This window comes from Sphingomonas sp. SL1004 (genome assembly GCF_057815015.1).
This window is the reverse complement of record NZ_JBYMUX010000001.1, coordinates 480929-501220: the sequence shown is the minus strand read 5'-3', so window position 1 is coordinate 501220 and position 20292 is coordinate 480929. Positions and strand designations below refer to the sequence as shown.

The following is a 20292-nucleotide window of genomic DNA, read 5'->3' as shown; positions in this document are numbered from 1 at the left end:
TCTTAAGTCGCCTGCCTCCGACATCATGGGATGCCACGGTATCGATCGCAGGAGAACGCCGCCAGGGGTCCGAGCGCCGGGAGGGCGGCATCGCCTATTCCGCCTGCTCCCAACCGCCCCCCAGCGCCTTGAACAGCGCCACCGTCAGCTGCCGCAACTGCGCGTCGCTCGTCACCAGCTGCTCGCGCGCCGACAGCACGTCGGTTTCCGCATTCAGCAGCGTATCTTGCGCAACGAAGCCGGTGCGGTACTGCGACTCCGCCGCCTTGGCGCTGCTCTGCGCATCCACCACGGCGCGTTGCAACGCGGTGTTCCGGCGCCGCTCGGCAGCGATCTGTGCGAGCGGATCCTCGACGTCGCGCAACGCCTGCAACACGGTCGAGCGATAGCGGAGATACGCCTGCTCACGATCTTCCTCGCGAGACTTCACGGTCGACTTGCGTCGGCCCCAGTCGAGCAGCGGGAACTGTGCGGCACCGCTCGCCGTCAGCTGGAGGCTGTCGCCCGAGAACAGGTTGCCGAGCGCGGTCGATATCAACTGGCTCATGCCGGTAAGGCTGAACTTCGGATACATATCCGCGACCGCGACACCGATATCCGCGGTCGACGCCGCGAGATCGCGCTCGGCCGCGCGGATGTCGGGACGACGCCGCAGCAGCTCCGAAGGCAACCCGGCCGGGATCGACGGCACACCGAGCGGCGCGACCGACGGCGCCGCCAGTTCGGTCATCAACGTCGCGGGCGGCTCGCCAAGCAGGATCGCCAGCGCGTGCATGCGGACGTCAATATCGGCACGGACCGGCTCGGCGCGCGCCTGCGTCGCGGTGATCGAGGCACGCTGACGGGTCACGTCGATCGGCGGGACGAGGCCGACCTTGGCGATGTTACCCGCGATCGTCAGCGCGCGTTGCTGGTTGGCGATCTCGCCCTCGATCGTCGCGAGCTGTGCCTGGTCGAGCCGGAGCGCGAAATACGCCTGCGCGACTTCGGCGGCGAGCGTCACAGCCGCGTCGCGCTTCGACCAGACCGCCGCTTCGGTCCGCGCCCGAGCGCCTTCGGTGCTGCGGCGGACGCCACCGAACAGATCGAGCTCCCAGCTTGCGTCGAAGCCGACCGAGTAGGTCGTGATCCCGCTGCCGGGGAGAGCGATGCCGCCGGTCGAGCCGGTGCCGCCCGCCCCCGTACCGCCGCTGAACGCGCGCGCGATCGACGAGAGGCCGGCGTTCTTGCTGAACTCGATATGGCTCGGGCTGGCGCTGGCGTTGACGCTCGGCAACCCTTGCGAGCGTGCGACGATTTCCTGCAACCGTGCCTGTCGCACGCGCGAGGCTGCGATGGCGATGTCGGGGTTGCCCTTCAGCGCGCGCTCGACGAGGCCGTCCAGCTGCGGATCGCCGAATGCCGACCACCAGCGGGCCGGATCGACCGTCGTCCCAACTGTGGCCTGCGGACCCACGAATGCCGGCGGCACCGCCATCTCCGGCGGGGTGTAGTTCGGGCCGACGGTGCACCCCGCGAGCAGGGCTGCAACCGCAACCACCATGAACCGCGCACGCATCAATGCATCCCTCCCGAGGGCGCGCCGCCGGTCTTGCCGGAGCGCATGAATAGAACCAGTGGCGCGACGCACAGCACGACCACCATCATCGCGCGGAACACGTCGAGGAACGCGAGCATCGTCGCCTGCCGCTGCATCTGGCTGTAGAGAACGGCCAGAGGCGTCGTCGCATCGCCCTGCCCGCCGAACACGCTCGCCGCCTTCTGAATCCAGTCGTTATAGTTCGGATCGAGCGGGTTGAGCGTCTGCGTCAGTTCCAACTGATGCCGCTGCAAGCCACCTGCGAGCTGGGTCTGCGCGAAACAGATGCCGATCGTGCCGCCCAGGTTGCGCGAGACGTTGAGCAGGCTCGACGCCTGCGCGGTCTGCGTCTGCTTGAGACCGACATAGGCGATTGCGTTGATCGGCACGAACAGGAACGGCAGCGCCATCGCCTGGAACAGCCGCGCGAACGCCGCATCGGAGAACGCGATGTCGGCGGTCAGGTGGCTCATGTTCCACAGCGCGAACGCCTGCACCAGCAACGCCGGGAACAGCAGGAAGCGGACGTCGACCAGCCCGCTCAGCCGGCCCGCGAACGGCACCATGACAAGCGTCGCCAGACCGCCGGCGGTCAGCGCGAGCCCGGCGTCGAGCGAGCTGTAGCCGAGCACCTGTTGCAGCATCTGCGGAATAAGCTGCGTGGTGCCGAACAGGATCATGCCGGTGACGCCCATCACGCCGATCGTCAGCGCGAAGTTGCGGTTCTTCATCAGCTTGAGGTCGATCACCGGGTCCTTGTGATTCAGCTCCCAGATGACGAGGGTCACCAGCGACACCGCGGCGATGATCGCCGACATGACGATGAAGCCGCTCGCGAACCAGTCCTCGCGCTCGCCGCGATCGAAGGTGAGTTCGAGGAAGCCGAGCCCGAGCGCCACCAGTGCGACGCCGACGTAATCGATCGTCAGGCCGTTCTTGAACCGCTCGTCGCGGTCCTTCTTCACCTGGTCCGGTTCATCGACGAACGTCTCTACCAGGAACCACGCGGCGATGCCGACCGGGACGTTGATCAGGAACACCCAGTGCCAACTCGAATATTCGACGATGTAGCCGCCGAGCGTCGGCCCGAGCACGGGGCCGACGACGACGACGATCGCGAAGGCGGCGAACGCCATCCCGCGTTGTTTCGGCGGGAAGGTGTCGGCGAGGATCGACTGCTCGACCGGCGCCAATCCGCCGCCGCCAATACCTTGCAGCACGCGCGCGACAACCAGCGTACCGATGTTCGGCGCGAGGCCGCAGAGCAGCGATGCGAGCGTGAACAGCGCGATCGAGAGCAGGAAATAGCGCTTCCGCCCGATCGCGTCAGACAGCCAGCCTGAGATCGGGATGACGATCGCATTGGCGACCAGGTAGCTGGTGAGCACCCACGTCGCCTGATCGGTGGTGATCGACAGCCCGCCCGAGATATGATCGAGCGCGACGTTGGCGATCGAGGTGTCGAGCACCTCCATGAAAGTCGGGATCGAGATGATCGCGACGATCAGCCACGGGCTGTACTTGCCCGCCGCCGACCGGCTCGGCGACCATGTGTGACCGCCTCCCGCATCGACTTTCGCAGGAGCTTTCGCCACCTCAGCGGACCTTGACGGTCGGCACCACCGACATGCCGGGGCCGATCGGATAGCGTTTAGGATCGGGGCCGTTCTTCGCATCGAACACGATCCGCACGGGAACGCGCTGGACGACCTTCACGTAATTGCCGGTCGCGTTCTGCGGCGGCAGCAAGGCGAACGCCTGGCCGGCGCCGCGCTGGATCGAGTCGACATGACCCTTGAAGTCGACGCCGGGATACGCGTCGACATGGATGTCGACGGGCTGGCCGATCTTCATCAGCGTGAGCTGCGTTTCCTTGAAGTTCGCCGTGACCCACATCTGGTCGGGGACGATCGCCATGAGCTGCGTGCCGGGCGCGACGTACGAGCCGATATTGACCGAGCGGTTGACCACCTGCCCCGCGACCGGCGCGGTCAGGCGGAGATCGCTGATGCTGACATTGGCCTGATCGACCAGTGCACGCTTGGCGTCGATCACCGACCTGGCGGCACCGACCTGCTTCCGTGCGACCGCGATCTGCGCCGCGGCGGTGTCGATCTGCTCGCGCGCGGCGGCGGCATCGGCGGCGGTCTGGCGGGCGGTCGAGCGGGCCTGATCGAGCTGCTGCCCTGCGACCGCGTTGGGGTCGAGCCGGAGCAACGCCTCGTACCGTGCCAGATCTTGCTGCGCCTTGATCGCAGCCGCCATCGGCACGCGCGCCTGGGCGGCGGCCTGCTGGCGTTGCGCCTCGGCGGCGGTGACCTGCGCCTGCGCCTGCGCGAACTGTGCGCGGGCCTGCGATTCGTTTGCCTGCGCCTCGGCGACCTGCGCATCGCGACCCGACGCCTTGATCACCGCGAGCAGGCGCCCTGCCTCAACGTGGCGGTTGTCGATGTCGGCGACCTGCACCAGCGTCCCCGCGACTTGTGGCGCAAGGCGGACGATGTGCGTGTCGACGAACGCATCGTCGGTCGATTCGAACTGCCGTGCGTGCAGCCAGTAGAGCACCCCGCCGATGATCAGCCCGCCGACGACGATGACGAGGATGATCCAGAACAGCGGCTTCTTGAACACCGACGGCTTCTTGTCAGCCTCGTCCTCTTCAGATTCGTCCTCTTGAGACTCGTCCTGCTGTTCCGTGTCCGACTGCTGGTCCTCGCTGTGCGGATCGGGCTTGCGATCCTCGTCGTCGTGGTCGGTGTCGGAATGAGTGTTCTGGTCGGTCATGCCTGGCCCTGTTCTGCAGCACGCATCGAATCGAGGATGGCGTCGATATTGGCGTCGATCCGCGCCTTGATCTCGACGATATCGGCAGGCTCCAGCGTCTCGCGCTCGAGCAACTTGAGACAGGTGGCGCGGCTCGCGCGCAACGCGATCACCTGCCCCATCAAGGTGATCGTCGCGATCCGCCCGGTGCGTATCTCGCGACACCCGGTGGCGATGCAGACGAGGTCGCTGAGTCTGCGAACCATCTGCCCCATCACGCCGCCATAGATACGGTCGAACGCCTCGCCCGGGTTCATCTGCTCGCGCAGCACGAACAGCGTCCAGTCGGCGCTCTCGCTACTCGCCATCTTGTCGGCGAGCCGGCCAAGGATGCGGTGGATCTGGAACCGCGCTTCGTCGACGTCGGACGTCGAGAGATATGCCGCCAGTTCGGTCGGACCGCCCATCACGGTGGACATGCGCTCGGCGATCCGGTCGGCCGCCGCGAGGTAGAGGCCTTCCTTGCCACCGTAGTGATAGGTGATCGAGGACATCGCCGTGCCCGCCGCCGCCGCGATCCCGCGCGTGCTCGCCCCCTCCAGCCCCTTGGTGCCGAATTCGCTGATCGCGATGTCCAAGAGTCGGGACTGAACCATTCGCTGTGCGGATAATTCGATCGAACGAATGATCCTAATGAACAATCCGTCATTTGGGACAGGGTTGGCTGGGCTCGATCGGACGTTCCTCCCCGCCCTTCGTGGGAAGGGAGGAGAAGAAGGCAGCACGCCAGACACAGAAACGCCAGCCTTCTCAAGGAGAAGACCGGCGTAAATCTGGTGGGCGCGACAGGGATTGAACCTGTGACCCCACCCGTGTGAAGGGTGTGCTCTACCGCTGAGCTACGCGCCCGAAACTCGTTCGGAAGCGGGCCTTTAGGCAGGCCGCGCCTGCCTGTCCAGCCCTTTTGACGACGATCCCATCGATCCTGCCCCGCAAGGGGGAGGTGGCGCCGAAGGCGACGGAGGGGGAGGACACGGAGTAGAGGTCGTCTCTAACCTCCCCCTCCGTCTGGCAAGCGCCAGCCACCTCCCCCTGGCGGGGGAGGATCGAGGGCTTGTTAGTTCACCGCGTCCTTCAGGCCCTTGCCGGCCTTGAACTTCGGCTGGGTCGACGCCTTGATCGTCATCGGCTCGCCGGTGCGCGGGTTGCGGCCAGTCGATGCCTTGCGCTTGGAGATCGAAAACGTGCCGAAACCGACCAGGCGAACCTCGTCGCCTTTCTTCAGCGACGCTTCGATCGCGTCGAATACTGCCTCGACGGCCTTGGTCGCGTCGGCCTTTACGAGCCCGGACGTGTCGGCAACCGTCGCGATCAGTTCCTGCTTGTTCATATAGTCCCCCGGGAAAGTCTCAATTCGGCCGCGATAGAATCACGGCCGCAGTCAGCCGACAATAATGCGGCGGCCCCGTCTGGTGTCAAACGAAACCGCCGCATCATTGCCTGTAATGCAAACATGGATCAGTGGTGAAGGCCACCCCCGACCGGCGCGATCGGTGCCGGAGGCAGCGCGGCCAGCTCGTCCGCGTCGGTCCACTCGATGGCCACCAGCGGCTCGGTCAGCGCCAGACGTAGCACTTCGTCGACATGCGAAACGGGGATGATCTTCAGCCCCGCCTTGATGTTCGCCGGGATCTCCGCGAGGTCCTTCTCGTTCTCCGCCGGGATCAGCACCGTCTCGATCCCGCCACGCAGCGCTGCCAGCAGCTTTTCCTTGAGCCCGCCGATCGGCAGCACGCGACCACGCAGCGTCACTTCGCCGGTCATCGCCACCTCGCGCCGCACCGGCACCCCAGTCATCGTCGACACGATCGACGTCACGATCCCAACGCCGGCCGACGGGCCATCCTTCGGAGTCGCCCCCTCGGGCAGATGGATGTGGATGTCCTTGCGGTTGAACAGCGACGGCTTGATCCCGTAGCTGGGCGCGCGCGCCTTCACATAGCTGAACGCGGTTTCGATCGACTCCTTCATCACGTCGCCGAGCGTACCCGTGAGCTTGGCAGCGCCCTTGCCGGACACAGTGACGCTCTCGATCGTCAGCAATTCGCCGCCGACCTCGGTCCACGCGAGCCCCGTAACCGCACCGATCTGGTTTTCGGTCTCACCCAGGCCATGACGATATTTCTGCACGCCGGCATATTCGCCGATGTTCTCGGGCGTAATCGTGACGCTGGTCGTCTTGTTCTCGAGAATCTGACGCAACGCCTTGCGGCACAGCTTCGCGATCTCGCGCTCGAGCGTACGCACGCCGGCCTCACGCGTGTACTGCTGGATGAGCGTACGAAGCCCCTCCTGCGTCAGCGTAAATTCGCCTGGCTTCAGGCCGTGTGCCTCGATCTGCTTCTCGACGAGATGCCGCTCGGCGATCTCGACCTTCTCGTCCTCGGTGTACCCCTCCAGACGGATGATCTCCATGCGATCGAGCAAAGCCTGCGGCAGGTTCAGCGTATTCGCCGTGCAGACGAACATCACGTCCGACAGGTCGATGTCGACCTCCAGATAATGATCCTGGAACTTGCCGTTCTGTTCCGGGTCGAGCACCTCGAGCAGCGCCGACGCAGGGTCACCGCGGAAATCCTGTCCGAGCTTGTCGATCTCGTCCAGCAGGAACAGCGGGTTCGACGTGCCGGCCTTTTTGAGGTTCGTCACGATCTTGCCCGGCAGCGAGCCGATATACGTCCGGCGATGCCCCCGGATCTCGGCTTCGTCACGCACGCCGCCGAGCGACTGGCGGATGAACTCGCGTCCGGTCGCCTTGGCGATCGACTTGCCGAGCGAGGTCTTGCCGACCCCCGGGGGCCCGACGAGGCACAGGATCGGCCCCTTCAGCTTGTTGGTGCGCGCCTGCACGGCGAGATACTCGACGATCCGGTCCTTGACCTTCTCGAGCGCATAATGATCCTCGTCCAGCGTCACCTGTGCGGCGGCGATGTCCTTCTTGATCTTCGACTTCTTGCCCCAGGGGAGCCCGAGCAGGACGTCGAGATAATTGCGCACGACGGTCGCCTCGGCGCTCATCGGCGCCATCGTCTTGAGCTTCTTGAGCTCGCCGGTCGCCTTGGAGCGCGCTTCCTTGCTCATCTTGAGCGTCGCGATCTTCTGCGTCAGCTCGGCGATCTCGTCGCCTTCGCCTTCATCGCCCTCGTTGCCGAGCTCGCGCTGGATCGCCTTCAACTGCTCGTTGAGGTAATATTCGCGCTGCGTCTTCTCCATCTGGCGCTTGACGCGGCTCTTGATCTTCTTCTCGACCTGCAGGACGCCCAGCTCGCCCTCCATCGCGACCATCGCCATTTCGAGACGCTTCGACGGGTTGGTCTCGATCAGCATCGCCTGCTTCTCGGCGACCTTGATCGCGATGTTGGCGACGACCGCGTCGGACAACTTCGACGCGTCCTCGATCTCCGACATCTGGACCGCGGTCTCGGAGGCGAGCTTGCGGTTGAGCTTGGCGTAATTCTCGAACTGGTCGACGACCGAGCGCATCAGCGCGGTGACTTCGGCGCCCTCGACCTCGGCATCGGCGACCGTCTCGACCGTTGCGGTCAGGAACTCGCCGCTCTCGTCTAGCGTCTCCAGCGTCGCGCGCTGCTTGCCCTCGACGAGCACGCGGACGGTGCCGTCCGGGAGCTTCAACAACTGCAAGACGGTCGCCGTCACGCCCATCGAATACAGGTCGTCGCGCGCGGGATCGTCCTCTGCGGGATCGACCTGCGCGACGAGATAGATCTCCTTGTCCGCCGCCATCGCCGCTTCGAGCGCGGCAACGGACTTATCGCGGCCGACGAACAGCGGCACGATCATGTGCGGGAAGACGACGATGTCGCGAAGGGGAAGGACGGGGTACTGGGTCATGAACGCTCCGGTGGGTGCCTGCATGGGGGGCATCTATCGGGTCTTATATGGTGAGGATGCCGCGTCCATCAATCGGTTGCGGCACAACCGCCTGATCGGACTTGTATCATAAGAGCGGGCAAGCAAGAACGCGGGCCATGGTTTTACGTCTCATGCTCGCCGCCAGCGCCACCGCGCTTCTGGCCGCCGCCCCGTTGCCGAAGAAAGGCGAGCCGGCGATCACCGCGCAGACGCAGCGCTCCGGGGGCGTGCTGAGCCCGGAGCAGACCGCGCTGCGATTCGACAGCGCGGACCTCGCGTTCGAGGTCTTGCCCGAGACCGAGAGCCTGAACGGGATCGCGACCTTAGTCTTCACCGCGAAGGCCGCCTTCACCCGACTGCCGATCGACCTGGACCGCAATCTACCAGTCAGCGCGATCGCGATCGACGGGGTTCCGCTCGCACCCTCCGCCTGGAGCAATCCCGAAGGGCGGTTGACGATCACGCTTCCAAAGCCCGTCCCAGCCGGCGGGAAGGTTACCGCAAAGATCACCTATGGCGGCACCCCGCACGTCGCGGTGAAGGCGCCGTGGGACGACGGGATGGTCTGGTCGAAGACGCCTGACGGCCGCACCTGGTTCGCGACCACCGCGGAAGGCTATGGCTGCGACCTGTTCTGGCCGTGCCTCGACTTCCCGACCGGCGAGCCCGCGCTGGTGACGCTGCACATCACCGTGCCGAAGGGATTGAAGGCGCCCTCGAACGGCGTCCTGCTCGGCGTCGATACGCTCGCGGACGGCCGGACGACCTGGAACTGGCGCGCCAAGCATCCCAACACCTACGGGATCGCGCTGAACGTCGGGCCGTATGAGGAGATCAGCGGCACGTACAAGAGCCGCTTCGGCAACAGCATCCCGATGTATTACTGGTATCTGCCGGGCGAGAAGCCGCAGGCGGAAAAGCTGTTCGCAGAGTTCGCGCCGACGCTCGATTTCTTCGAGAGCATGATCGGCCCCTACCCGTTCGGCGACGAGAAGCTCGGCGTGGTCGAGACGCCGCACAAGGGCATGGAGCACCAGACGATCAACGCCTACGGCAACGAGTACGCGAAGGCGCCGGAGGGGTTCGACTGGCTGTTCCAGCACGAGTTCGCGCATGAGTGGTTCGGCAACCAGCTGACCGCCGCCAATTGGGACGATTACTGGCTGCACGAGGGCTATGGCACGTACATGCAGCCGCTTTATGGCCAGTGGCGCGAGGGGCGTGCTCGGTATGCGGCTATGATGCAGGGCGAACGCACCTCGATCATGAACCTCAAGCCGATCACGCAGCAGCGCATCACCACCGAGGAGGAGGTGTACGAACTCGACAAGGGCGGTGCGGGGCAGGACATCTACTACAAGGGCTCGTGGATGCTTCACACGCTGCGGAGCCTGATCGGCGACAAGGCGTTCTTCGATGTCACCCGGCTCGCGGTGTATGGCCGCGCGGATCCGAAGCCGGGCAATTTCGCGCCGCGGTTCGGGTCGACGAAGGAATATGAGGGGCTCGTCCGGAAGGTGACGGGGAAGGACTATGCCTGGTTCTTCGACGTGTATCTTCGTCAGGCGGCTTTGCCCGAACTGGTCGAGACGCGGACGGGAAATACGCTGGGTTTGGCTTGGAAAGTGCCGGGCAACGGCCCCTTCCCGCTTCCGGTGCAGGTGCAGATCGACGGCAAGACGCGGACTTTGCCGATGACTGGGGGGAAGGCGAGCTTGTCGGTCCCGGCGGGCGCGCATGTCGTGATCGATCCGGATGCGCTGGTCCTGCGTCGGAGTATCGCGCTGGAAGACGTCGCCGCCTGGAAAGCCGCGCAAGCTGCGAAGGCCAAGCCCCAATGACCTCTCCACCGTTCCCCCGCGGAAACGGGGGCCCAGGGTCCCAAGAGACGACGCCCGTGGCTCCTGGACTCCTGCGTGCGCAGGAGAACATCTGGGCCTCTCGCGCGGCTGAGATGGCAGCGATCTTCATGGTTGGGGACGGGTTGATCGGCCTCCTCCAACCCCGCCGCCACGTCGACCTCTGGAAAGACGAAGCGCTCGGGACCGAGAAACTCGTGAAGCCCTTCGTCGACCGGCCCGGCCGCCGTCGCCTCTACGCCGTCGTGCAGATCGCCGCCGGTCTCGCCTTGGCCGCGCGCCAGAAGCAATGACCCTGCCGCGGTGGCCCTTGCTTGCACTGGCGCTAGCCGGCTGCGGTTCGAGCCCCGACGCCGGCACCACCAGCCAGATCGCCAGCGGCGAACGCGTCTTCCGTCGCTGCACCGCGTGCCACACGATCGGGCAATATGCGGGCGATACCGATGGGCCGAACCTCTACGCGGTCATGGGCAACCCGATCGGCGAGCGACGCCCACGCTTCTCCTACACCGCCGGGCTGAAAGCACTCGGCGGCAACTGGGATGCCAAGCGCATGGACGCCTGGCTCACCAACCCGCGCAAGATGGTGCCCGGCACGACGATGGCGTTTGCGGGCCTCCCCGATCCGAAGGACCGCGCCGACGTCATCGCCTATTTGTCGACGCAGGGCCCCTGAACTTACGGCACCACAGTCGTGAACAGATAGGCGGCGAAGATCACGAGGTGGACGACACCCTGCAACACCGTCGTCCGCCCGGTGCCAAGCGACAGCGTCGCCACGAACAGCGATAGAGCCAACAGCGTCATGCTCTTCGCATCGATGCCGAGCGCAAGCGGCAGGTCGAGCACCAGCGACACGATCGCCACGCTCGGGATCGTCAGTCCGATCGTCGCCAACGCCGAGCCAAGCGCAAGATTGAGGCTGGTCTGCAACCGATTGCGTCGTGCCGACTTATAGGCAGCCAGACTTTCGGGCGCGAGCACGAGCGCGGCGATCACGACGCCGACCACGGTCAGCGGCAGGCCGGCGCCGATCACCGCCGCCTCGATCATCGGCGACAGCGTCTTGGCGAGCAACACCACCGACACCAGCGCGACCAACAGCGCGGCAAACGCGATCCCAGTCGCGCGACCAGATGGCGGCGCGGCATGATCGTCCTTGTCGTCGGTCGAGGGCAGGAAATAATCGCGGTGCCGCACCGTCTGCACCAGTACGAACGTCCCGTAGAGGATCAGCGACACCACCGCGACGAACATCAACTGCGACGCCGCATAGGTCGGACCCGATGTCGACGAGGTATAGTTCGGCAGGATCAGCGACAGCACCGCCATCGCCGCGAGCACGCCGAGCGCCGCGGTCATGCCCTTGAGCGTAAACCGCTGCTCGTGATGCCGCACCGCGCCCGCGAGCAGGCAAATGCCGATGATGAAATTGAGGATGATCATGATCGCCGCGAACACCGTGTCGCGCGCGAGCGTGGTCGCGTCGCCCGCGTTGGAGAGCATCAGCGAGACGATCAGCGACACCTCGATCACGGTGACCGCGATCGCGAGGACGAGCGTGCCAAACGGCTCACCGACCTTGTGCGCGATCACTTCGGCATGATGCACGGCGGCGAGCACGCTGCCGATCAGCACGATCACCGCGGTTGCGGTACCGAGCGTGCCCATCTTGGCGAGCCCGACGAGGACCGCGACGAGGCCGAGAACCGGGGCGATCAGCGTCCAGATCGGAAGGGCCATGCGGTCCGGCATTGTTTCTACCACGTGTTCGGTCGGTCGGTCGGCCACTTCGATCGTCATGCATGCTCCCTCGTTCCACTTGGATAACGAATGCGTGAGGGCCGATAAGGGTCCGAGTCGGCGCGATTGCGGCAGGGTGAGGATCGGCTAGGTTGCGGTGATGCTGACTCCCGATCTTCGCGAAACGCTGGTCATGGTGGCAGAGGCGATGCGGGATGCGCAGGCTCCATGGTGGGTCATTTCCAGCGCTGCGGTGGCGCTGCACGGGGTGACGCCGATCGAAGTAGGCGACGTCGATGTGGTTATGAGCGTCGGCGATGCTCGGCGGTTGATGGATGCGCTCGGCATCCCACCGATCGAGGACGACGTGAGTTCGCTCTTTAGATCGACGCTGTTCGGACGGTGGAAGACGCCACCTCTGGTCGTCGAGATCATGGCGGGGTTTCATGTTGCGGCGGCGGCTGGGTGGACGGAGCTTTTGCCGAGGACGCGCATGCCTGTCCTTGTCGAGAGGTGCGCTATCTATGTACCTGAGCGCGCAGAGTTAGCCGGGATGCTCAGGCTGTTCGGGCGCCCAAAGGATCTGGAGCGCGCTCGGCTTTTGACGTTGCAGATGTAGTTACAGGACCGCCCCCACCCTTCCGCCACGATGTTGCCGCGGCCTCCTTCCCCTTCCAATCGGAAGAGGGAGAGACGCAGAGGCGGCGATGGGTGACAACCAGGTGGTGGATCAGGGTCGCCGCGAGATCCTCCCCGGAAAGGGGAGGAGGCGCGAAGCGACGGAGGGTGATGGCCTATCGATAGCGGGTCACCCCTCCGTCAGCGCCAGGCGCTGCCACCTCCCCTTCCAGGAGGGAAACGAAGTGATCTTTGCCAGGCTGATGCCGTCCGTCATCCTGACGAAATCAGGATGACGGACCGGGTTTTTATGCGCGAGTTTCATCCGTGGGTCGGTCTCTGCGGACCACCCTCCTCAGGCAAAACGAAAAAGGGCGCCGATCGCTCGACGCCCTTTCCCGTATCCCAAACCAACCCCGCGCTTAAGCAGCGTCGCCGGTCTTCTTCTTCTCGGCATAGACGCGGATCGGTTCCTTGCGGCCTTCGATCACGTCCTTGTCGATCATCACCTCGTCGACGCCGTCCATGCCGGGCAGGTCGAACATCGTGTCGAGCAGGATGCTCTCCAGGATCGAGCGAAGCCCGCGCGCGCCCGTCTTGCGTTCGATGCCCTTCTTGGCGACCGACACCAGCGCGTCGTCGGTAAAGCCGAGCGCGACGTCCTCCATCTCGAACAGCTTCTGGTACTGCTTGACCAGCGCGTTCTTCGGCTCCTTCAGGATCTTCACCAGCGCGTCGACATCGAGATCCTCGAGCGTCGCGATCACCGGCAGACGGCCGACGAACTCGGGGATGAGCCCGAACTTCAACAGATCCTCGGGCTCGACCGACTTCAGCGTCTCGCCCGTCTTGCGCTCGTCGGGCCCGGCGACATACGCGCCGAAGCCGATCGACTTGCCTTGGAGGCGATCGCCGATGATCTTCTCGAGACCCGAGAACGCACCGCCACAGATGAACAGGATGTTGGTCGTATCCACCTGCAGGAATTCCTGCTGCGGATGCTTACGACCACCCTGCGGCGGCACCGATGCGGTGGTACCTTCCATCAGCTTCAGCAAGGCCTGCTGTACGCCCTCGCCCGACACGTCGCGCGTGATCGAGGGATTCTCGGCCTTGCGCGAGATCTTGTCGATCTCGTCGATATAGACGATCCCGCGCTGCGCCCGCTCGACGTTGTAGTCCGACGCCTGGAGCAGCTTGAGGATGATGTTCTCGACGTCCTCGCCGACGTAACCCGCTTCGGTCAGCGTCGTCGCATCGGCCATCGTGAACGGCACGTCGAGGATGCGCGCGAGCGTTTGCGCGAGCAGAGTCTTGCCGCAACCGGTCGGGCCGACCAGCAAGATGTTCGACTTGGACAGCTCGACATCGGCACCCTTGGCGCCGTGGTTGAGCCGCTTGTAATGATTGTGCACCGCCACCGACAGCACGCGCTTGGCGCGCTTCTGGCCGATCACGTAATCGTCGAGGACGTCGCATATCTCCTGCGGAGTCGGCACGCCGCCGTCCTTCTTGGACACCAGCGCCGACTTCGTCTCCTCACGGATGATGTCGTTGCAAAGTTCGACGCACTCGTCGCAGATGAACACGGTTGGACCCGCGATCAGCTTGCGCACCTCATGCTGCGACTTGCCGCAGAACGAGCAATAGAGGGTGCTCTTCGAGTCGCCACCGCTCAGCTTCGTCATTCAATCACCTCTCGCGCATGTCGGTGCACGTGCCGTTTCCGGGGCCGCTACCGTAACGCACCCCGGAGTTCCTACAATCAAATAAACCGGCGGGGTTTACGATTCACCCCATGCCCGTCTCGTTCAAGCGGGTTTCGGGGCATCCTCGGATACCGCCGGACGCTTGTCGAACACCTCGTCGATCAGTCCGAATTCCTTCGCTTCGTTCGCTTCGAGGAACGTATCGCGGTCCATCCGGCGCTCGATCTCTTCGATCGGCTGGCCGGTATACTGCGAATACAGCTCGTTCATGCGCTTGCGGATGCGCAGGATCTCGCGCGCCTGGATCTCGATGTCACTGGCCATGCCCTGTGCACCACCCGATGGCTGATGGATCATGATGCGCGCGTTGGTCATTGCGACGCGCATGCCGGGCTCGCCGCTCGCGAGCAGGAAGCTGCCCATCGAGGCGGCCTGGCCGATGCAGACGGTGCCGACGCGCGGACGGATGTACCGCATCGTGTCGTGGATCGCCATGCCCGCCGTAACGACGCCGCCCGGCGAGTTGATGTACATGAAGATGTCCTTCTTCGGGTTCTCGGACTCGAGGAAGAGCAGCTGCGCGGTGATCAGCGAGGCCATGCCGTCCTCGACGCCACCGGTCACGAAGATGATGCGCTCGCGGAGCAGGCGCGAGAAGATGTCGAACGAACGCTCGCCGCGGTTCGACTGCTCGATGACGATGGGAACCAGGCCTGCGTGCGTCTGCTGCAGGCCGAGCCCGGCGCTGGCCAACGGGCTCGCGAAATCGCCGGTCTCGAACGGATTGTGCATGGAAATCTCTCTTATGCCCCAGTGAACCGCTAACATCGGCGGTCCGGGAGGGGAGTTCAAGCCCTGCTTAACCCCTCGCCCCTCCGGGGAGAGGGAGGGGCCCGCCCGCGCTTGCGGGTGGGAGGGTGAGGGGCGGTTGGGATCCGCCAACCGCCCCTCACCCTCCCGTCGCCAAGCGGCTCCTCCTTCCCTCTCCCCGGAGGGGCGAGGGAGTCAGATGCCTGGGGCGGGGTAGGCCAGGTAGGCCAGGCGGCGGACTTCGCGGCGGCCTCTTACGACCGTGTCCAGGATCAGGCCGGTGAAGACGTTGAGCGCAGCGAAGATGCCGAGGCCGGTGATCAGGATCGCGGTCGGGAAGCGCGGGACCTGGTGGATCTCGATATACGTCAGCACCAGCGGGATGCCGAGGATCAGCGCGAGCAGGCCGAACACGCTGCCGATCGCACCGAAGAACCAGAGCGGGCGCTCGATCCGGTAGAGCGTCATGATCGTGCGGAGGATGCGCCAGCCGTCGCCGTAGGTGCTGAGCTTCGATTCGGAGCCTTCGGGGCGCGCGTAATAGGGCGTCTCGACCTCGCCGATCGGCATCTTCAATTCGAGCGCGTGGACGCTGATCTCGGTCTCGATCTCGAACCCGGCCGACAGCGATGGGAAACTCTTCACGAACCGGCGCGAGAAGACGCGGTAACCCGAGAGGATGTCGGTGAAGCTGCGGCCGAACAGGCGGGCGAGCATACCGGTGAGCAGCGCGTTGCCGAACCGATGACCGCGGCGATAGCTTTCCTGGACCTGACTGATGCGCGAGCCGACGACCATGTCGAGCTGCTCTTCGAGGACGCGAGCGACCAGATTTGGGGCGGAAGCCGCGTCGTAGGTCGCGTCGCCATCGGCCATGACGTAGATATCGGCGTCGATGTCGGCGAACATGCGGCGGACGACAGCGCCCTTGCCCTGGATGCGTTCGGTTCGGACGACGGCACCCGCGGCGCGTGCGACCTCGACCGTGCGGTCGGCGCTGTTGTTGTCGTAGACGTAGATGGTGGCGCTGGGCAGCGCGGCGCGGAAGCCCGCGATCGTCTGCGCGATCGCGGCGTCCTCGTTGTAGCATGGGAGCAGGACGGCGATTCTCGGTTCGGTCATGACCTGCCCTGCGAAGTTGATAGACGGGATCGGAGATCGAGCAGCAGTCGAAACGTCAGTCACCGAACCATCCCAAAACGCACTTCCCCGGCGAAGGCCGGGGCCCAGTTGGGGAAGGTCCATAACGGAGCTTTGCGCGCCGTTACAGCTACCTTTCCAACTGGGCCCCGGCCTCCGCCGGGGAAGTGACCCGATTATGGGTCGAGCGCCTCAACCCTGAGGCGCTCGCACGACGATTACGCCTCGGTCTTGGTCGGAGCCTTCTTCGTGCGCGGCTTCTTCACCGGTGCGTCGGCAGCCTCGGTGCCCTCTGCGTTCTCGGCAGCGACCGGCGACGATTCCGTCACGGCGGTCTCTGCTTCGACCGGAGCCGCCTTCTTCTTGGCAGGCGCCTTCTTCGCAGGCTTAGCGTCGTCAGCTGCGTCCGAAGCCGGTGCTTCTTCCGTCACGGTTTCGTCCGAAGCAGCGGCGTCGTCGGCAGGTGCTGCCTTCTTCTTGGCTGCGGCCTTCTTCTTCGGCTTGTGGTTGTCGTGATCATGCGTGTGCGTGCCGCTAGCGAACCCGTCTTCGCTCTCGATCGCGGCCTCAAGCTCCTCGCGCGTGGCTTCGCGGTCGGTGATCTCGGCCTTCTCGAACAGGAAGTCGACGACCTTGTCCTCATACAGCGGCGCACGCAGCTGGGCGGCCGCCATCGGCTCCTGCTGGATGTACTGCATGAACTGCTGACGCTGCTCGGCCGGATACTGCTGAGCCGCCTGTGCGAGCAGACGCTGCATTTCCTGGTTCGAAACCTCGACGCCGTTCGCCTGGCCGATCTCGGACAGAAGCAGGCCAAGGCGTACGCGACGCTCGGCGATCTTGCGGTAATCGTCGCGCTCGCCTTCCATCTCGGCCATCGCGGCCTCGGGATCGGCTTCGTGCGTGGCTTCGTGCTGGAGCTGCGACCAGATCTGGTTGAACTCGGCTTCGACCATCGACGGCGGAACCTCGAAGTCGTGACCCTCGGCGAGCTGGTCGAGCAGCTTGCGCTTCATGTGCGTGCGCGTGAGACCGTTATGCTCCTGCTCGATCTGACCCTTCAACAGCCCCGTGAGCTGCTCGAGGCTCTCGAGACCCAGCGACTTCGCCAGATCCTCGTCGATCTTGCTCTCGCCCGCGGTCTTCACCGACTTGACGGTGATGTCGAACGTCGCCGGCTGGCCTGCGAGCGACTTCTCCTGATACTCCTCGGGGAAGGTGACGTTGAGGACCTTGTCGTCGCCGGTCTTCACGCCGACGAGCTGATCCTCGAAGCCGGGGATGAGACGACCCGAACCGAGCTCGACGCCCATGTCGGTGCCGGTGCCGCCGTCGAACGCAACGCCGTCCGCGGTCTTGCCGACGAAATCGACGGTGACGAGATCGCCCATCTTGGCGACGTAATCGTCAGCTGCGTCGTCCCACTTCTTCTGCTGGTCGGCAAACTTCTGGAGCTGCTCGGTGACCGCGTCGTCGGCGACGGGCACGGTCAGGCGCTCGAGCTTGATGCCGTCGATCGCGGGTGCGGGAACCTGCGGGAGGACCTCCATCTCGACCTTGACCACGGCATCCTTGCCGAGGTCATAGCCGTCTTCCAGCTCGACCGAAGGCTGCATCGCGGGGCGAAGCTGCTTCTCGGCGACGAGCGTCTGGACGCTCTCCTGGATCGCCGCGTTCAGCGCGTCCTGCGTCAGCGCCGGGCCGTGCATCTTGCGGATGAGGTTCGCCGGCACCTTGCCCGGACGGAAGCCCGGCATCTTCATCTGCGGCGCGAGGCGCTTCAGCTCGACATCGACCTTGGCATCGATATCCTTCGCGGTGATGGTGAGCGTAAAGGCGCGCTTGAGGCCCTCGTTCAACGTCTCGACAGTCTGCATGTCCGGCCTTTGTCTAAAAGAGCATTCAGGATAATTCTTCGGGCGGTCGCCTCGCCTGCGCGGCGGGCTGGTGCGGGCGAAGGGACTCGAACCCCCACATCTTGCGATACTTGGACCTAAACCAAGCGCGTCTACCAGTTCCGCCACGCCCGCACAGGACATCGCCGTAGCGGCCGCGTCTATACCAACGTTGCATGCGGGGGCAAGCAGATAGGCAACTCCCGATGATTACGGGCGTTGAACACCCAGAAGGAGAGACATCATGGCTACCCAACCCCCGGCAGAATTCCCGACCCCGACGTCGCCCGTCGAGCCGACCGCGCCGCCGCCCGAGTTCAATCCGCCCGCGCCGGATATAGACGTACCCGCCCCTGGAACGCCGTCGAACGACCCCGCCCCCGTCCAGCCGGAGTTTTGAGCATGAGCGATCCGCATTCCGGCACGAACCCCGAAACGCTCCCCGAGGACCGTTACGAGGACACCCGCAGCGACATCGAACAGGCGGTGGAGTCGCGTTCCGACGCGGTCGAGCGCGGCGAGGGCGGCGACGAGCCCGAGACGTTCACCGATAGCGGGCTACACGATGGTGTGGGTGGCACTGGTGGCGTCGTGAAGAATCAGGACAGTGACGCACAGTAAACGTCGAAATTGGCTTCAGAACTTCGGCAGGCGGCGGTCGGTGCGATACGCGTCGACCGCCATCAGCAGTCCGGAAATCTCCGCCGTCGAGAGCAACAAGCCACGTTCTTGACCGTCTTGCGCTAGAACCTTGAAGCGCCAGGACGTGATCACGTCAGCAGAATACAGCGCGGCAACTTCCTTGAGCAGTGCGGCATCGACGGCAAAGCCGATAGTTTCCGACCGGGGGCATGGAAGGCTCCGTGAGCATGACGCGCGCAGGCGTGCGATGCTCCGGGTCGGTATCGATCGAGGCCCGGTTGGCGTGGCGTAGTTCGCCACCTTCCAATCCGCCCACCCATAGCCGCGATACCGCATCGTGGCGTAGACTTGGTAGGCTGCTCGTCCCGTTTTCTTATCGATAAATGCTCGGAGAAAGACGTCGTCGGGCGCCAAGCTCAGCAGCGGCCGTCGCTCGACAAACCCGTCTGCGGTGGTGATCGTCGCGACCGTGTCGAGATCGTCGTCGTGCAGTGTGGCACGGGCCTGAAATTGCCCAGGCGTCATGTTGGCCAAGCGCCGGGCGTCGCCGGACCCGCGTATTGCGGCCGACGCTTGTCCGGAGCCGAGCATCGATAACGCGATCGTCATTGCCAATTTGATCGCCATGTATCGCTCCCCCGAGTCAGTGGAGCCGGTAGGAGGGAAGCGCGCAATCCAGCGGTACCGCAATCTGACCGGTTTCGGATCGGTCCCTTCGATAGGTTCAGCTCACCCCTGCTTGGTCAGCACCGATACAGGTTGCTGCGACTACGCTAAGACATTGCTATCCCCACGTTTCAGGACCCTCCGATCTTTACGCTTCCCAACACCGGCCAACCGCACACGCTCTATATTGCGCTCGGCATTGCTCTCGTTGTGCTGGTGGTCGCGCAGCGCATTCCGATCGTGCGCACGCTCGTGAATATCGGCATGACGCTGGTGCTGGTCGGCCTGCTGTTCGTCGCGGTCGATCAGCGCCGGCAGTTCGATCCCTATGTGAGCAAGATCGCGCGGTTCCTGAAGATCGAGGATCAGCAGGTGGTTGGCGGCGAGGTTCGTATCCGCATGTCGCCGGATGGGCACTTCTGGGCGCGGGCGACGATCGACGGGGTGAGTCAGCGGCTGCTGATCGACAGCGGCGCAACGATTACCGCGATTTCGGAGCAGACGGCGGATGCGGCCGGGATCGAGGCGCGGGTCGGTGTGGTGCCAATCGTCTTGCAGACCGCCAATGGATCTATCGCGGCTAAGACCGGCAAGATCGCGGACCTGAAGCTGGGCGCGATCGTCGCGCGGGACTTGCAGGTGGTGGTGTCGCCGGCGTTTGGGGACACCAACGTGCTGGGGATGAACTTCCTGTCGCGGCTGGCGTCGTGGCGCGTGGAGGAGAATACGCTGATCCTCGTGCCGCATCATCCACAGAAGGTGGACGCGTAACGCGCCTCCCGCCCTCCGCTGCTCCCCGATCCTACCCAACTGCCGCCACCCCGGCGAAGGCCGGGGCCCAGTTGGAAAGGTCGCAGTAACGAAGCGCCCCCCTCAGTCAGCAACGTCCCCCAACTGGGCCCCGGCCTTCGCCGGGGTGGTGGTGATGGGGGAGA

Annotated in this window: 19 protein-coding genes and 2 tRNA genes; 7 read left to right on the top strand and 14 right to left on the bottom strand. The window is 64.8% G+C overall.

Annotated elements, in window-relative coordinates; all coding sequences use genetic code 11:
- Window positions 1-94: 94 nt before the first annotated feature.
- The 7 genes from AC3D24_RS02320 to lon form a co-directional block, all read right to left on the bottom strand.
- The gene (locus tag AC3D24_RS02320; protein WP_489027823.1) at window positions 95-1558 is read right to left on the bottom strand and encodes an efflux transporter outer membrane subunit; all 1464 of its coding nucleotides are present in this window, start codon (window positions 1556-1558) and stop codon (window positions 95-97) included.
- Complete coding sequence (locus AC3D24_RS02315) at window positions 1558-3174, bottom strand: DHA2 family efflux MFS transporter permease subunit (protein WP_489027822.1); 1617 nt, start codon at window positions 3172-3174, stop codon at window positions 1558-1560. The genes AC3D24_RS02320 and AC3D24_RS02315 overlap by 1 nt, the downstream gene beginning before the upstream one ends.
- Before the next feature lies 1 nt (window position 3175).
- Window positions 3176-4363 (bottom strand): HlyD family secretion protein, encoded by a 1188-nt coding sequence (locus AC3D24_RS02310; RefSeq protein WP_489027820.1) that lies wholly within the window; start codon window positions 4361-4363, stop codon window positions 3176-3178.
- Window positions 4360-4980 carry a CerR family C-terminal domain-containing protein gene (locus AC3D24_RS02305; RefSeq protein WP_489027819.1) on the bottom strand — a complete coding sequence of 207 codons (621 nt, stop codon included), beginning with the start codon at window positions 4978-4980 and terminating at the stop codon, window positions 4360-4362. Before AC3D24_RS02305 ends, AC3D24_RS02310 begins: the two co-directional genes overlap by 4 nt.
- 196 nt (window positions 4981-5176) lie before the next feature.
- Window positions 5177-5251, bottom strand: a tRNA-Val gene (locus AC3D24_RS02300).
- A 208-nt stretch (window positions 5252-5459) separates the two neighbouring features.
- Window positions 5460-5732 (bottom strand): HU family DNA-binding protein, encoded by a 273-nt coding sequence (locus tag AC3D24_RS02295; protein ID WP_131585619.1) that lies wholly within the window; start codon window positions 5730-5732, stop codon window positions 5460-5462.
- Between the two features lie 128 nt (window positions 5733-5860).
- Complete coding sequence (gene lon / locus AC3D24_RS02290) at window positions 5861-8254, bottom strand: endopeptidase La (RefSeq protein WP_489027817.1); 2394 nt, start codon at window positions 8252-8254, stop codon at window positions 5861-5863.
- Window positions 8255-8391: 137 nt separating this feature from the next.
- Here lon and AC3D24_RS02285 point away from each other — a divergent pair, with 137 nt between their 5' ends.
- From AC3D24_RS02285 to AC3D24_RS02275, 3 genes are read left to right on the top strand one after another with little or no spacing between them, the layout of a single operon-like run.
- Entirely contained in the window at window positions 8392-10116 is a 1725-nt protein-coding gene (locus AC3D24_RS02285; protein ID WP_489027815.1) for a M1 family metallopeptidase, read from the top strand.
- Between the two features lie 56 nt (window positions 10117-10172).
- Window positions 10173-10427, top strand: coding sequence for a hypothetical protein (locus tag AC3D24_RS02280; protein ID WP_489027814.1), 255 nt, complete (start codon window positions 10173-10175; stop codon window positions 10425-10427).
- The gene (locus AC3D24_RS02275) at window positions 10424-10810 is read left to right on the top strand and encodes a c-type cytochrome (RefSeq protein WP_132741456.1); all 387 of its coding nucleotides are present in this window, start codon (window positions 10424-10426) and stop codon (window positions 10808-10810) included. The genes AC3D24_RS02280 and AC3D24_RS02275 overlap by 4 nt, the downstream gene beginning before the upstream one ends.
- 2 nt (window positions 10811-10812) lie before the next feature.
- Here AC3D24_RS02275 and AC3D24_RS02270 read toward each other — a convergent pair whose 3' ends face one another.
- Window positions 10813-11937 (bottom strand): calcium:cation antiporter, encoded by a 1125-nt coding sequence (locus AC3D24_RS02270; RefSeq protein WP_489027812.1) that lies wholly within the window; start codon window positions 11935-11937, stop codon window positions 10813-10815.
- Between the two features lie 100 nt (window positions 11938-12037).
- Between AC3D24_RS02270 and AC3D24_RS02265 the strand changes: the two genes are divergently transcribed.
- Window positions 12038-12496, top strand: a complete 459-nt coding sequence (locus tag AC3D24_RS02265) for a hypothetical protein (RefSeq protein WP_489027810.1) — start codon at window positions 12038-12040, stop codon at window positions 12494-12496.
- Between the two features lie 421 nt (window positions 12497-12917).
- Here the strand turns inward: AC3D24_RS02265 and clpX are convergent, their stop codons facing one another.
- The 5 genes from clpX to AC3D24_RS02240 form a co-directional block, all read right to left on the bottom strand.
- The gene (clpX, locus tag AC3D24_RS02260; protein WP_056048170.1) at window positions 12918-14183 is read right to left on the bottom strand and encodes an ATP-dependent Clp protease ATP-binding subunit ClpX; all 1266 of its coding nucleotides are present in this window, start codon (window positions 14181-14183) and stop codon (window positions 12918-12920) included.
- A gap of 123 nt (window positions 14184-14306) precedes the next feature.
- The gene (locus AC3D24_RS02255; protein WP_489027808.1) at window positions 14307-14996 is read right to left on the bottom strand and encodes an ATP-dependent Clp protease proteolytic subunit; all 690 of its coding nucleotides are present in this window, start codon (window positions 14994-14996) and stop codon (window positions 14307-14309) included.
- A gap of 213 nt (window positions 14997-15209) precedes the next feature.
- On the bottom strand, window positions 15210-16136 hold the full coding sequence (locus AC3D24_RS02250) for a glycosyltransferase family 2 protein (protein ID WP_489027807.1): 927 nt from the start codon (window positions 16134-16136) through the stop codon (window positions 15210-15212).
- A 236-nt stretch (window positions 16137-16372) separates the two neighbouring features.
- Window positions 16373-18031, bottom strand: a complete 1659-nt coding sequence (gene tig / locus AC3D24_RS02245) for a trigger factor (RefSeq protein ID WP_489027805.1) — start codon at window positions 18029-18031, stop codon at window positions 16373-16375.
- A gap of 68 nt (window positions 18032-18099) precedes the next feature.
- A tRNA-Leu gene (locus AC3D24_RS02240) sits at window positions 18100-18184 on the bottom strand.
- A 109-nt stretch (window positions 18185-18293) separates the two neighbouring features.
- On the opposite strand from AC3D24_RS02240, the gene AC3D24_RS02235 reads away from it, so the two are divergent.
- Both AC3D24_RS02235 and AC3D24_RS02230 read left to right on the top strand, forming a co-directional pair.
- Window positions 18294-18449: a hypothetical protein gene (locus tag AC3D24_RS02235; RefSeq protein ID WP_168371595.1), complete on the top strand. Its 156-nt coding sequence runs from the start codon at window positions 18294-18296 to the stop codon at window positions 18447-18449.
- 2 nt (window positions 18450-18451) lie between these two features.
- The gene (locus tag AC3D24_RS02230) at window positions 18452-18670 is read left to right on the top strand and encodes a hypothetical protein (RefSeq protein ID WP_489027803.1); all 219 of its coding nucleotides are present in this window, start codon (window positions 18452-18454) and stop codon (window positions 18668-18670) included.
- A 15-nt stretch (window positions 18671-18685) separates the two neighbouring features.
- On the opposite strand, the gene AC3D24_RS02225 is transcribed toward AC3D24_RS02230, so the two are convergent.
- Complete coding sequence (locus AC3D24_RS02225; protein WP_489027802.1) at window positions 18686-19318, bottom strand: hypothetical protein; 633 nt, start codon at window positions 19316-19318, stop codon at window positions 18686-18688.
- Between the two features lie 153 nt (window positions 19319-19471).
- Here AC3D24_RS02225 and AC3D24_RS02220 point away from each other — a divergent pair, with 153 nt between their 5' ends.
- Entirely contained in the window at window positions 19472-20128 is a 657-nt protein-coding gene (locus AC3D24_RS02220) for a retropepsin-like aspartic protease family protein (RefSeq protein ID WP_489033017.1), read from the top strand.
- Window positions 20129-20292 lie beyond the last annotated feature (164 nt).